Annotated in this window: 10 protein-coding genes; 7 read left to right on the top strand and 3 right to left on the bottom strand. The window is 70.1% G+C overall.

Annotation, left to right across the window (positions count from 1 at the left end; genetic code table 11):
• The first annotated feature begins 46 nt into the window (after nt 1-46).
• From ACQBAS_RS08455 to ettA, 5 genes are all read left to right on the top strand, one after another.
• The gene (locus ACQBAS_RS08455) at nt 47-628 is read left to right on the top strand and encodes a dihydrofolate reductase family protein (RefSeq protein ID WP_427383363.1); all 582 of its coding nucleotides are present in this window, start codon (nt 47-49) and stop codon (nt 626-628) included.
• A gap of 116 nt (nt 629-744) precedes the next feature.
• Complete coding sequence (locus ACQBAS_RS08450) at nt 745-2,457, top strand: dynamin family protein (protein WP_427383362.1); 1,713 nt, start codon at nt 745-747, stop codon at nt 2,455-2,457.
• Nucleotides 2,454-4,118, top strand: coding sequence for a YfjP family GTPase (locus tag ACQBAS_RS08445; RefSeq protein ID WP_427383361.1), 1,665 nt, complete (start codon nt 2,454-2,456; stop codon nt 4,116-4,118). The genes ACQBAS_RS08450 and ACQBAS_RS08445 overlap by 4 nt, the downstream gene beginning before the upstream one ends.
• 127 nt (nt 4,119-4,245) lie before the next feature.
• Nucleotides 4,246-4,779 (top strand): single-stranded DNA-binding protein, encoded by a 534-nt coding sequence (locus tag ACQBAS_RS08440; protein ID WP_427383360.1) that lies wholly within the window; start codon nt 4,246-4,248, stop codon nt 4,777-4,779.
• 70 nt (nt 4,780-4,849) lie between these two features.
• On the top strand, nt 4,850-6,532 hold the full coding sequence (gene ettA, locus ACQBAS_RS08435) for an energy-dependent translational throttle protein EttA (protein ID WP_427383359.1): 1,683 nt from the start codon (nt 4,850-4,852) through the stop codon (nt 6,530-6,532).
• On the opposite strand, the gene thpR is transcribed toward ettA, so the two are convergent.
• From thpR to ACQBAS_RS08420, 3 genes are read right to left on the bottom strand one after another with little or no spacing between them, the layout of a single operon-like run.
• Complete coding sequence (gene thpR / locus ACQBAS_RS08430) at nt 6,519-7,103, bottom strand: RNA 2',3'-cyclic phosphodiesterase (protein WP_427383358.1); 585 nt, start codon at nt 7,101-7,103, stop codon at nt 6,519-6,521. The genes ettA and thpR overlap by 14 nt on opposite strands.
• Before the next feature lie 13 nt (nt 7,104-7,116).
• Complete coding sequence (locus ACQBAS_RS08425) at nt 7,117-8,559, bottom strand: NAD-dependent epimerase/dehydratase family protein (protein ID WP_427383357.1); 1,443 nt, start codon at nt 8,557-8,559, stop codon at nt 7,117-7,119.
• An 18-nt stretch (nt 8,560-8,577) separates the two neighbouring features.
• Nucleotides 8,578-9,186 carry a TetR/AcrR family transcriptional regulator gene (locus tag ACQBAS_RS08420; protein ID WP_427383356.1) on the bottom strand — a complete coding sequence of 203 codons (609 nt, stop codon included), beginning with the start codon at nt 9,184-9,186 and terminating at the stop codon, nt 8,578-8,580.
• A gap of 67 nt (nt 9,187-9,253) precedes the next feature.
• Between ACQBAS_RS08420 and ACQBAS_RS08415 the strand changes: the two genes are divergently transcribed.
• Together ACQBAS_RS08415 and glgX are read left to right on the top strand one after the other, a co-directional pair.
• Complete coding sequence (locus tag ACQBAS_RS08415; protein ID WP_427383355.1) at nt 9,254-10,408, top strand: acyl-CoA dehydrogenase family protein; 1,155 nt, start codon at nt 9,254-9,256, stop codon at nt 10,406-10,408.
• A gap of 238 nt (nt 10,409-10,646) precedes the next feature.
• On the top strand, nt 10,647-12,905 hold the full coding sequence (glgX, locus tag ACQBAS_RS08410; protein ID WP_427383354.1) for a glycogen debranching protein GlgX: 2,259 nt from the start codon (nt 10,647-10,649) through the stop codon (nt 12,903-12,905).
• The last annotated feature ends 2 nt before the right edge of the window (nt 12,906-12,907 follow it).

Raw genomic sequence — 12,907 nt, 5'->3', positions numbered from 1 at the left:
TCGGCCCGGCTGCCGCGCCACGCGTGTCCGGAGGGAGAGTGCCGAGATGAGACCGCTCCGCTACGCGATCAACGTCAGTCTCGACGGGTGTTGCCACCACGAGGCGGGACTGCCGCCGGACGAGGAGTCGATGGCCTACTGGACCGCCGAGCTGCGACGCGCCGACGCGTTGCTCTACGGCCGGGTGACCTACGAGATGATGGAGCCGGCCTGGCGGCGGCCCGTGGCCGGCGATTGGCCCGACTGGATGAGCGAGTGGGAGATCCCCTTCGCCGAGACCATCGACGCCATGCCGAAGTACGTCGTCTCGAGCACCCTTGGCGCGGTCGACTGGAATGCCGAGCTCGTGCGCGGCGACCTGGCGCAGGAGGTGCGCCGGCTCAAGCAGGAGCCGGGCGCCGGTCTCGCCCTGGGCGGCGTGACGCTGCCTCTGGCCCTGGCGGACCTGGGCCTCATCGACGAGTACACGTTCGTCGTCCACCCCGTCGTCGCCGGACACGGGCCGACGCTGCTCACCGGTCTGCGCGAGCGACTCCGGCTCGATCCGGTGGACCGTCGCGAGTTCCGGTCGGGGGCGGTCGCCCTGCGCTACCGGCCCGTGCCTGCGCCGTCTGATTCGCCCACCTGATTCGCCCAACCTGATCCTCCAGCTGGCGCCGCGAGCGGTTGCCGCAGCCGCGACACGCGGGCGCTCCCGTCCCGCCTCGTCCGGCGCGACGCTCCGCGGCGGATAAACTCGCCCGCATGAGTCAAGACCTCGATACAGCACGCCTGCTGTCCAGTGTCCAGGCTCTCCGCGACGAGGTCGAAGCTGTCGAGCTGCCCTTCGACCTCCCCAGCACAGCCGACGCCAAGACGGATCGTGCGAGCCTCCTCCACCAGCTCGACGACTACGTCCTGCCCAGGCTCGCCTCCATCGAGGCGCCGCTGCTTGCCGTCGTGGGGGGTTCCACCGGAGCAGGCAAGTCCACCCTCGTCAACTCGATCCTGCGCCGTGAGGTGAGTGCCTCCGGCGTCCTGCGGCCGACGACGACGAGCCCGGTCCTGGTGCATCACGCCAAGGATGCGCAGTGGTTCGAGGACCACCGGATCCTGCCCGAGCTCGCCCGAGTCACGGGCCACGAGACGGAGGAAGGCGACCCCGGCACCGTCCGCCTCGTCACCTCCGAGGCGCTGCCGCCGGGCATGGCGCTGCTCGACGCGCCCGACATCGACTCGGTCGTCGCGGCCAATCGCGGGCTCGCCAAGCAGCTGCTGTCCGCGGCCGACCTGTGGCTCTTCGTCACCACCGCCGCGCGCTACGCCGACGCCGTCCCGTGGGACCTGCTCAAGCAGGCCTCGGACCGCGGCACGGCCGTCGCGATCGTCCTCGACCGCGTCGACCGCGAGGTCATCGCCGAGGTCCGCCCGCACCTGTCGCAGATGCTGCGCGATCAGGGCCTTGAGACGTCCCCGGTCTTCAACATCCCCGAGGTCGAGCTCGGCGATGACGGACTCCTTCCGGAAGAGGACATCAACCGGCTCCGCTCGTGGCTGACGGCCCTCGCCGGCGACTCGCGTGCGCGCTCCGTCGTCATCAAGCAGACCCTGACCGGCGCCCTCCGCTCGCTCGATTCCCGCACCGACGAGCTCGTTGCCGCCGCCCGACTCCAGCAGGAGGAGGGCGAGCGACTGCGGAAGGCGGCCGCCGCGGCCTACCTCGACGCCGAGATCGGTGTGAAGCAGGGCATGGAGGACGGCGCCCTGCTGCGCGGCGAGGTCCTCGCCCGCTGGCAGGAGTTCGTCGGGACCGGCGAGTTCTTCAGGAAGATCGACGCCGGTGTCTCGAAGGTCCGCGACCGCGTCACCGCCGTCCTGCGCGGACAGCCCCAACCGCAGGCCCAGGACAACCTCGGCGAGGCCCTCCAGAGCGGCATCGCCGAACTGGTCGAGGCCCGCGCCGACGGCGCCGCGAGCGAGACCGCTCGCCAATGGCGCGCCACCGAGTCGGGTCCCGGCCTGCTCGAGGCCCGTCCGGACCTGACCCGGTCGTCGTCCCGGCTGCGTCCCGAGCTCGAGCGCATCGTGCGCGAGTGGCAGGGCGAGGTGCTCGAGATCGTCCGCACGGAGGGCCAGGGGCGCCGCACCAACGCGCGCATCGCCGCCTTCGGCATCAACGGCATCGGCCTGTTCCTCATGCTGGTGGCCTTCGCCTCCACGGGCGGGCTCGTCGGTGCCGAGATCGGCATCGCCGGCGGCACGACCGTACTCGCGCAGCGAGTGCTCGAGGCCATGTTCGGCGACCAGGCCGTGCGCGAGATGGCGGCTCGGGCGCGCCAGATCCTGCTCGACCACGTCAGCGAGCTCTACTCGGCGGAGCAGGACCGTTACGACGCCGTCGTGGACGAGCACGACGTGACGGACGAACAGGTGACACGACTCGAAGCGGCCGCGGCCGCAGTGAAGGCGGCGGCGTGAGTCCCCTCATCAAGGGCAGGACCAAGATCGAGGGCCTCAGCGCCCAGCAGTTGAACGACCGGGCGGAGGGGCTTTCCGAGGCCGTCGTGCACGGCGGCGAGCAGTGGGACCCCGTGCTGGCCGAGCGTGCCGACGACATCCTCATCAAGGTCCACGAGCGCACCTCGCAGACGGGCGACCACACCGTCGTGGCGCTCGCGGGCGCGACCGGCAGCGGCAAGTCGAGCCTCTTCAACGCGATCGTCGGCGGTGACGTCGCCACGATCGGCGCCCGCCGCCCCACGACGTCCACCCCGACGGCGGGCATCTGGGGTGACCAGCCGAGCGCCGAACTGCTCGACTGGCTCGGTGTCGGCACCCGCCACCAGGTGAGCGCCAAGGCCGCGAAGGGGGCCGAGCCCGACGAACTTGCCGGCCTTGTCCTGCTCGACCTGCCCGACTTCGACTCCCGCGAGACGGCCAACCGCCAGGAGGCCGAGCGGGTCCTCGAGCTCGTCGATGTCTTCGTGTGGGTCACCGACCCGCAGAAGTACGCCGACGCGCGCTTGCACGACGACTACGTCGCCGCCATGCGCAACTACGACTCGGTGACCGTCGTCGTGCTCAACCAGGTCGACCGCCTGACCGACGAGCAGGTGCGGGCCTGCATCGATGACCTCAAGCGTCTGCTCGCGGCCGACGGCGTCAAGAACGTCCAGGTCATCCCCACGTCGGCGCGCACCGGTCGAGGCGTCGACGAGCTGCGCCAGCGCCTGGCCAACGCGGTCGCCGGCGCGGCAGCGGCACGCACGCGTCTCGGCGCGGACGTCACCACGATGGCCGACCGCATGCGGTCCGGGGTCGCCGACTCCGAGCTCGACGTGGCCAAGCTCGCCGACGGTGAGATCGTCGATGCCCTCTCGCGGGCCGCTGGCGTCCCCACCGTCGTCGATGCCGTCCAGCGCGACTTCCGACTCGAGTCGATGGCGCACACGGGCTGGCCGTTCACGCGGTGGATGCGCGGCTTCCGGGCCTCGCCGCTCAAGCGACTGAGGCTCGACGGCGCCGATGGTGGCCCGAAGATCACCGAGGCCGACGTGCGCACGGTGCTCGGTCGATCCTCGATCCCGCCGCCCACGCCCGCGGCCCGCTCGGCCGTTGACCTCGCCTCCCGCCGCTTCGGCGAGAAGGCGTCCGCTGGTCTGCCGACCCGCTGGGCCGACGCGGTGGCCGCCGCCGCGTCGCCGCCGGGTGACCGGCTGGCCGACGAGCTCGACCGCGCCGTCCTCCGGACGCCACTTCGGGCCCGCAACCCGCTGTGGTGGACGATCCTCGGCGCGCTCCAGATCCTGCTGGCCCTCGCCGCGGTGGTGGGTCTCGTGTGGCTCGTCCTGCTGGGGGCGGCCGGGTGGCTCCAGTTGCCGGATCTGCCGACGCCCGAGGTCGGCCCGTTCGCGGTCCCCTTCGTGCTGTTGGTGGGCGGTGTCCTGCTGGGCCTGCTGCTGGCGGCCATCGCCCGCTGGATGGCGGGGATTGGGGCGCGCCGTCGCGGCGCGGCGATCAACCGCCGGCTGCGCTCGGCGATCTCCGAGGTGGCCCAGGAACAGATCATCGCTCCGGTGGGCGAGGTGCTCGTCCGGCACGCCAAGACGCGCCGCTCCCTGGAGCGCGCCCAGGCCTGACCGCCCACAGCTCCTCCTCCGGCGACCTCCTCGTCCACAGCCGCGGCCGTGCCCTCCCGGGCACGGCCGCGGCGCGTCACGGTGGATCCATCCACCGGCGTGGTGGCCAGAGCAGAGGAGCATGGAGATGAACGAAAACCTGGTGACCATCCGGGGCAACGTCGTGGCCGACCCCGAGTCGCGCGTGACGAAGGCGGGTGCCCCCTTCACCTCCTTCCGAGTGGCGTCGACCATCCGGCGCCGCAACCCCCAGGGTGCGTGGGAGGACGTGCAGACGAGCTACTACAACGTGACGGCGTTCCGGGCCCTGGGGATGAACGTCGCCGCGAGCCTCGAGAAGGGGGACCCCGTCATCGTCTACGGGCGTCAGCGCGTCAACCAGTGGCAGCGCGACGACGAGAGCTACGGGACGAGCGTCGAGATCGATGCCCAGCACGTCGGGCACGACCTCGCCAGGGGCACGACCACCTTCGAGAAGGTCGTCCGTGCCGTGACCGACCCGACCGACCGGCTCTCGGACCCCAACGTGCAGGCCGCCATGGAGCAACGGGCGCAGCCCGGTGGGGACGAGGACGACTACGAGGTGGTCGGTGACGGTGAGGCCGCCTCGACCCCTGACCCGTGGAATGTGGGGGCCGTTCCCGAGACCGTCGACGCCTGAGCGGGCGAGCGCTCGGGGTAGGGCGCCGGAGGATTCGGGGATGGGGGCGGTGAGTCGATAGCCTGCCCCCATGCCCGAGTTCATCTACGTCATGACCAAGGCGCGCAAGGCGCACAACGAGAAGGTCATCCTGGACGACGTCACCATGTCGTTCTATCCCGGAGCCAAGATCGGCATGGTCGGCCCCAACGGCGCCGGCAAGTCGACGATCCTCAAGATCATGGCGGGGCTGGACCAGCCCTCCAACGGTGAGGCGTGGCTGTCGCCCGGCGCCACCGTCGGCATCCTCCTGCAGGAGCCGCCGCTCAACGAGGAGAAGACCGTCCTCGGCAACGTGGAGGAGGGCGCTGGCGAGATCAAGGCCAAGCTCGACCGCTACAACGCCATCTCCGAGGAGATGGGCGAGCCGGACGCCGACTTCGACGCCCTCATGGAGGAGATGGGCAAGCTCCAGGAGGAGATCGACCACGCTGACGCGTGGGACCTTGACTCCCAGCTCGAGCAGGCCATGGACGCCCTCCGCTGCCCGCCGCCGGACGCCGACGTCACCGTCCTCTCCGGTGGTGAGCGCCGCCGCGTCGCGCTCTGCAAGTTGCTCCTCCAGAAGCCGGACCTGCTCCTGCTCGACGAGCCCACCAACCACCTCGACGCCGAGTCCGTCCTCTGGCTCGAGCAGCACCTGGCCTTATACCCCGGTGCCGTCATCGCCGTCACGCACGACCGCTACTTCCTCGACAACGTCGCCCAGTGGATTGCGGAGGTCGACCGCGGTCGCCTCTACCCCTACGAGGGCAACTACTCGACCTACCTGGAGAAGAAGGAGGAGCGCCTCCAGATCCAGGGCAAGAAGGACCAGAAGCTCGCCAAGCGCCTCCGCGAGGAGCTCGAGTGGGTCCGCTCGAACGCCAAGGGTCGCCAGACCAAGTCCAAGGCGCGACTCAACCGCTACGAGGAGATGGCCGCGGAGGCCGAGCGCACCCGCAAGCTCGACTTCGAGGAGATCCAGATCCCGCCGGGCCCGCGCCTGGGGTCGAAGGTCATCGAGGTGACCGACCTCAAGAAGGGCTTCGACGACCGCGTGCTCATCGACGGTCTCTCCTTCACTCTCCCGCGCAACGGCATCGTCGGTGTCGTCGGCCCGAACGGTGTCGGCAAGACGACCCTCTTCAAGACCATCGTCGGGCTCGAGGAGCCGGACGGCGGCACGGTCGACATCGGTGACACCGTGAAGATCTCCTATGTCGACCAGTCCCGCGCAGGCATCGACCCGGAGAAGTCACTGTGGGAGGTCGTCTCCGACGGGCTCGACCACATCATCGTCGGCCAGGTCGAGATCCCCTCGCGGGCTTATGTGTCGCAGTTCGGCTTCAAGGGTCCGGACCAGCAGAAGAAGGCCGGCGTGCTCTCCGGTGGTGAGCGCAACCGCCTCAACCTCGCGCTGACCCTCAAGCAGGGCGGCAACCTGCTGCTCCTCGACGAGCCGACCAACGACCTCGACGTCGAGACGCTCGGCTCGCTGGAGAACGCGCTCCTCAACTTCCCCGGTTGCGCCGTGGTCATCAGCCACGACCGGTGGTTCCTCGATCGCGTGGCGACGCACATCCTCGCCTACGAGGGCACCGAGGAGAACCCGTCCGCCTGGTACTGGTTCGAGGGCAACTTCGCCGCCTACGAGGAGAACAAGGTGGCTCGGCTCGGCGAGGATGCGGCCCGTCCGCACCGCGTCACCTACCGGAAGCTCACTCGCGACTGATCGTCGCGCCGAGGGGGCAGGCCGCCACGGGTTCGTAGTGCGGTCTGCCCCTTCCTTCTCCCCGGTGGGAGACAAAGACGGTCACCTCGTCCGCAGACCAGAGCGGACCGTCGTACCCCTGCATGACGCGCAACCACGTGGTGGCCTCGAAGGGGCGACGCGATCGCGCCAACGTGAGGTGGGGCCGGTAGCCCCCCTCTGCGGGGGAGACCCCGATCCGATGCGCGGCCCGGCGAGACTCCAGCGCCAGACCCGTCAGCGCGGCGAGCCCGTCGACGGCCTCGGGGTGCACATCCATCCAGGCCACGCGTGCCTCGTCGGTGGACGGGAAGACGCCAGCGCCCTTGAGCCGCAACGGAATCGGCGCGGCCGCGCTGGCAACCTCGCCGATTCCGTCGACGACGTCCCAGATCAGGTCCTGGGGCACCTCGGCCATGAAGGCCAGCGTCACGTGCCAGAGTGACGACGGCGTCCAGCGGAGTCCCGGCTCCACCTCCCGGCGCGACGCGAGGAACTCCTCGAGGTCCGCGTGCGCCCCGGTGGGCGGCACGATGGCGGCAAACGCACGCATCCCGTCTCCTGGCTCAGGTGAGGAGGTCGTCGAGCGCGTCGTCGATCGTCGGATACATGAAGGTGAAGCCGAGCCCGTCGAGGACCTGCGAGGTGCAGTGCCGTCCCGTCAGTCCCAGAGCCGGGTCGCTGCGCAGCACGACCGCGCCGACGCGCAACAGGACATCGGGTGTCGGCGGTGCCGGGGGCCGGCGAAGGTGGCGGCGCAGTGACGCCATGAGGTCGCGGTTGCGCACCGGGACGTCGCTCGCGGCGACGAGCACGCCTCCGGGCACGGGCAGGTCGGGCTCGAGCCCGAGGCAGCCGCGCACGATCCGCAGCCAGTCGTCGATGTGGATCCAGCTGAACCACTGCTGCCCCGACCCCACCCGCCCGCCGAGGCCGGCCCTGGTGAGTTGGCTGAGGCGCACGAGTGCCGGGTTGCCCTGCTGGAGCACGATCGAGGTCCGGAGAAGGACGAGGTGGTCGGTGTTCGCCGCGTCGCTCGCCTCCTCCCACGGTTGCGCGATGCCGGTCATCTGGGGCAGCGCGGCGGATCCGACGGGCAGGGGGGAGGACTCGACCAGCCGGACGTCGCCGGCGTCGGACCAGATGGCCGTCGTCGACCCCTGCACCCAGTGTCGGAGCGGGCGATCGAGGGCGCGGCTGGCCGTCACGAGCGCGCGGGTCGGGGCGACGCGCGAGGCCCGCAGCCGGGCGATGTTCTCAGGGGTCGGGCGGGCGTCGACGAGCTCGCCTGCGAGGTTGATCAGTGACGTGCGTTCGGGCTCCGCGAGCTCGGCCGTCCACGCGCCCTGGTGCTCGCCGTCCCAGATCACCTGGCGGTAGGGGAGGTCCGCGCGGGGCGATCGCGTCAGCAGCACGACCTCGTGCCCGCGGCACGTGAGGTCGGAGGCGAGGGCGCGCCCGAGGCTGCCGGTGCCGCCGGCGATGACCACCTTCGTCCGTGGCGTCCCTGACGATTCTGGTGCGACTGATGTCGCGGGCGCCGGAGGCCGCACGAGCGCGTGGAGGCGCGCGACGTCCTCGGCGAACCCGGCGGCGATCGGCCCCGCGGCGCCGAGGACGACGGCCGGCGTCAGCGGTCCGCTCGACGTCACGCGCTGATGGAACACGCACCCGGCGCCGTCGCCGGGGGAGTGGGAGGGCTCGACGTCCCACTCGACGCGCATGACGCCGGTGGGGTTGGGCTGCTCGATGACGAGCCGGCGGCCGTCGACGACCTCGACGACACGCAGTGGTGGGGCCGTCCGGGAGTGCAGGGCGCCGGCCCAGCCCGCGGCGGGCACGTAGCGGCCGGTCGCCCCCGACGTCGCGAGTGCCCCGGCCGGGAGATCCATGTCGGCGCCCCCGATGGCACGACACCACTGCGGCCACCGGCGCACGTCGGCCACCACGGACCACACCTCGGCGGCGTCCAGTGCGAGGAACTGCCGGGAGCTGCGTTGCCACGTCATGGCGGCCACGCTACGACGTCAGTGCGCGCGCACCAGCCGCAGGGCGAAATCTCCCGTGGACCGACCGATGACCTCGGGCGTGCGGGTGATCTCGGGGGAGTACCAGCGGGCGACGTCCACGGCGAGGGAGAGGATGGCCAGCGCGGTGCCCGGCACGTCATCCACGTCGAACTCGCCGGTCGCGACGCCGTCGGCGAGGACGGTGCGCACGACGCGGTCGATCTCCTTGCGGAGGTTGAGCACGACGTCGCGGTGCTCGTCGGTGAGATGACGGAACTCGAACTGCACGATCCGGCCCATGACGTAGTGCTCGGCGTGCCACTGGGCGAAGCCGGAGGCGATGTCGCGCAGGGCCTCCGTCGGGCTGTTCGCGGCGGAGGCGGCCTCGGCGAGGAGGTCCCGGGCGATCTCATGGCCGTGTTTGCTCAGCTGAAAGAGCAGCTCCTCCTTGGAGGAGAAGTGGACGTAGACCCCGGCGGGGCTCAGCCCGGCGCGGCTCGCGATGTCCCGTGTCGTCGTCGCCGGGAAGCCCTTCTCGGCGAAGGCGTTGGCCGCGGCCTCCATGAGTCGGAGGGCGGCGTCGGAGTTCGTCTCCGCGAGGCGAGTCATCAGTGAGGCGTCGGACACGTTGACAGCATGCCTCAGGTCCGCGAAACTAAGCAAGCGCTTAGTTCCCCTCAGACAGGTACAGGTCATGCTTCGCAACATCTACGACGAGGACCACGAGTCCTTCCGCAAGTCCGTCCGTGAGTTCGTCGAGCGCACGCTCAAGCCGCGCGCCGACGAGATGATCCGTGAGCACACGATTCCGCGCGACATCTGGCTCGAGGCCGGTGCGCAGGGCTTCTTCGGCCTCGCCATCCCCGAGGAGTTCGGCGGCGCCGGCATCGAGGACTACCGCTTCAACGCGATCCTCGCCGAGGAGCTGGCCGCGTTCAACGCCGCCACCGCCTCCTGCTTCGGCATCCACTCGGACGTCACCGCGCCCTACATCGTCGCCATGGGTACCCAGGAGCAGAAGCAGCGCTGGCTCCCCGGGGTCGTCACCGGCGAGAAGATCCTCGCCATCGGCATGACCGAGCCCTCCGGCGGCTCGGACCTCGCCTCGCTGAAGACCACTGCGGTCAAGGCGGACGACGGTTCCGGTGACTGGATCATCAACGGCAGCAAGACCTTCATCACCAACGGTCACCAGTGCGACCTGGCCGTGGTGGCCGTCCGCACGGACCCGTCGAAGGGGGCCAAGGGCATCTCCCTCTTCGTCCTCGAGAAGGAGGACGAGGGCTTCACCAAGGGCCAGCCGCTGGACAAGGTGGGCCAGCCCGAGTCGGACACCTCCGAGCTCTTCTTCGACAACGTCCGGGTCTCCGGCGACCGTCTCCTCGGCCCCGAGGGCATGGGCTTCATCGCGATGATGCAGAAGCTGCCCCAGGAGCGTCTCGGCAACGCCATCGCCAACCTGGCCAACGCCAAGCAGATCCTCGACGAGACCATCGCCTACACGAAGGAGCGCAAGGCCTTCGGTCAGCCGATCGGCTCCTTCCAGCACAACAAGTTCAAGATCGCCGAGCTCGTCACCAAGGTCGAGGTCAGCTTCGCCTACATCGACGACTGCATCGTCGCCCACTCCGAGGGCCAGCTCAGTGCGGTCGACGCGGCGAAGGCGAAGTGGTGGGCCGCCGAGGTCCAGTGCGCCGTCCTCGACGAGTGCGTGCAGTTGCACGGCGGCTACGGCTTCATGAACGAGTACCGCGTCGCCCGCGCCTGGCGCGACGCCCGCGTCCACAAGATCTGGGCGGGCACCAACGAGATCATGAAGGAGCTCATCGGCCGCGACCTCGGCCTCTGAGCGACCCCGCCGGCCCTGCGCCGGTGACCACCGCGAGGACCCTCGCGCCCGACGGGCGCGGGGGTCCTCGCTTGTTCGGATGTTTGCCAGTGGCCCCCCGATTGGCGAAGATGAACCGTTCGCAGTGAACCAGTCGAAGCCGAGGGCGCCTTCGTCCCCCGGCCGCATCACGCGGCCGGCTCACCCCAGCGCCCCGCTCACCCGGATCATGGCGCGCCCACGACTCAGGATGTGTGTGTTGGAGATCTGGCCTGGCAGCGCCTATCCGCTCGGCGCCTCGTACGACGGCACCGGCGTGAACTTCGCCGTCTTCTCCGAGGTCGCCGACGCCGTCGAGCTGTGCCTCATCGACGACGACGGTGCCGAGACGAGGATCGCGCTCCCCGAGGTCGACGGCTTCGTCTGGCACGGCTACATCCCCGGCGTCCAGCCCGGGCAGCGCTACGGCTTCCGCGTCCACGGGCCCTGGGACCTGCGCCATGGCCACCGCTGCGATCCGAGCAAGCTCCTCCTCGACCCGTACGCGAAGGCGATCGACGGGGAGATGACCTACGACCCCTCGCTCTTCTCCTACGACATGGACCGGCCGGTCGAATCCGCGCTCGGCCCCTTCGCCCCGCGCGCGAAGGAGGCTGGGGGCACCTTCAGCCAGGCCGATGCCGCCGCGATGTCGGGGGCCGGTCCCGCGCCCGAGACGGAGGCCGAGCTGCCGCGGCTCGACAGTCTCGGCCACACCCTCCTGTCGGTCGTGACCAACCCCTTCTTCGACTGGGGGCAGGACCGCGCGCCGGGCCACGAGTACCACGAGAGCGTCATCTACGAGGCCCATGTCAAGGGCATGACGATGCTCCACCCGGACATCCCCGAGGAGGTCCGCGGGACGTACTCCGGGATCGCGCACCCGGTGATGATCGAGCACCTGCGCTCCCTCGGCGTGACGGCCATCGAGCTCATGCCCGTCCACCAGTTCGTCGACGACTTCACCCTGCAGGACAAGGGCCTGAGCAACTACTGGGGCTACAACACGATCGGCTTCTTCGCGCCCCACAACGGCTACGCGGCGCACGGCACGCGCGGTCAGCAGGTCCTCGAGTTCAAGGGGATGGTCAAGGCGCTGCACGAGGCTGGCATCGAGGTCATCCTCGACGTCGTCTACAACCACACTGCCGAGGGCAACCACCTCGGGCCGACGCTCGCCTTCCGCGGCATCGACAACGCCGCCTACTACCGCCTCGTGGACGACGCCCCGGCGCACTACTACGACACGACGGGCACGGGGAACTCGCTGCTCATGCGCAACCCGCACGTGCTCCAACTCATCATGGACTCGCTGCGGTACTGGGTGACCGAGATGCACGTCGACGGCTTCCGCTTCGACCTCGCGGCCACGCTGGCCCGTCAGTTCCACGAGGTCGACAAGCTCTCGGCCTTCTTCGACCTCGTCCAGCAGGACCCGATCGTCAGCCAGGTCAAGCTCATTGCCGAGCCGTGGGACGTCGGCGACGGGGGATACCAGGTCGGGAACTTCCCGGCCCTGTGGACCGAGTGGAACGGCAAGTACCGCGACACCGTGCGCGACTTCTGGCGCGGCGAGTATTCGACGATCGGCGAGTTCGCCTCGCGACTGTCGGGTTCGTCGGACCTCTACGAACACTCGGGCCGCAAGCCCTTCGCCTCGATCAACTTCGTCACCGCCCACGACGGCTTCACGCTCGCCGACCTCGTCTCCTACAACGAGAAGCACAACGACGCGAACGGCGAGGGCAACAACGACGGCGAGAGCCACAATCGCTCGTGGAACTGCGGCGTCGAGGGGGAGACCGACGACCCGGAGATCCTCGCCCTGCGCCGCCGCCAGCAGCGCAACATCCTCTCCACCATTCTCTTCTCGCAGGGCGTGCCGATGCTCGCCCACGGCGACGAGCTCGGGCGCTCCCAACGGGGCAACAACAACGTCTACTGCCAGGACAACGAGATCTCGTGGGTCAACTGGGACCTCGACGAGGCCGACGAGGACCTGTTGGCCTTCACGCGGCGTCTGGTCACCCTCCGCAAGGAGCACCCCGTCTTCCGGCGCCGTCGCTTCTTTGCCGGTGCGGCCGACCACGGCGGCGAGAGCGACGTCCACGACATCGAGTGGTTCGCCCCCGACGGGACCCACATGGGCGAGGAGGACTGGAGCAACCACGAGGCGCGCTCGCTGATGATCTTCCTCAACGGGCAGGCCATCCACGAGCCGGACCACCGGGGTCAGCCGATCCGGGACGACCACTTCTTGGCGCTCATCAACGCGGACAACGACGACGTCGCCTTCCAGTTGCCCGGTGAGGACCACGGCGCCGAGTGGGTGCTCGAGATCGACACCGCGGCCGAGATCGTCGACCCCGGCACCCACGCGCCCGAGTCCACGCTCACCGTCGCGGGACGCAGCATCGTCCTGCTGCGCTGCGGCCTCGTCACCTCCGAGCGGCCGCCGAGCGGGTCTGCGCACGGCTGAGG

It is taken from the genome of Janibacter zhaoxuefangae, assembly GCF_050271985.1.
Classification (GTDB): Bacteria; Actinomycetota; Actinomycetes; order Actinomycetales; family Dermatophilaceae.
Note: the sequence above shows the minus strand (reverse complement) of the source record. Positions and strands in the feature narration are given on the sequence as shown.

Excerpts from the sequence above, each read along its gene's own strand:
- ACQBAS_RS08455 (WP_427383363.1), top strand. The coding sequence starts at position 47 with ATGAGACCGCTCCGCTACGCGATCAACGTCAGTCTCGACGGGTGTTGC.
- ACQBAS_RS08450 (WP_427383362.1), top strand. The coding sequence starts at position 745 with ATGAGTCAAGACCTCGATACAGCACGCCTGCTGTCCAGTGTCCAGGCT.
- ACQBAS_RS08440 (WP_427383360.1), top strand. The coding sequence starts at position 4,246 with ATGAACGAAAACCTGGTGACCATCCGGGGCAACGTCGTGGCCGACCCC.
- ettA (WP_427383359.1), top strand. The coding sequence starts at position 4,850 with ATGCCCGAGTTCATCTACGTCATGACCAAGGCGCGCAAGGCGCACAAC.
- thpR (WP_427383358.1), bottom strand. The coding sequence starts at position 7,103 with ATGCGTGCGTTTGCCGCCATCGTGCCGCCCACCGGGGCGCACGCGGAC.
- ACQBAS_RS08425 (WP_427383357.1), bottom strand. The coding sequence starts at position 8,559 with ATGACGTGGCAACGCAGCTCCCGGCAGTTCCTCGCACTGGACGCCGCC.
- ACQBAS_RS08415 (WP_427383355.1), top strand. The coding sequence starts at position 9,254 with ATGCTTCGCAACATCTACGACGAGGACCACGAGTCCTTCCGCAAGTCC.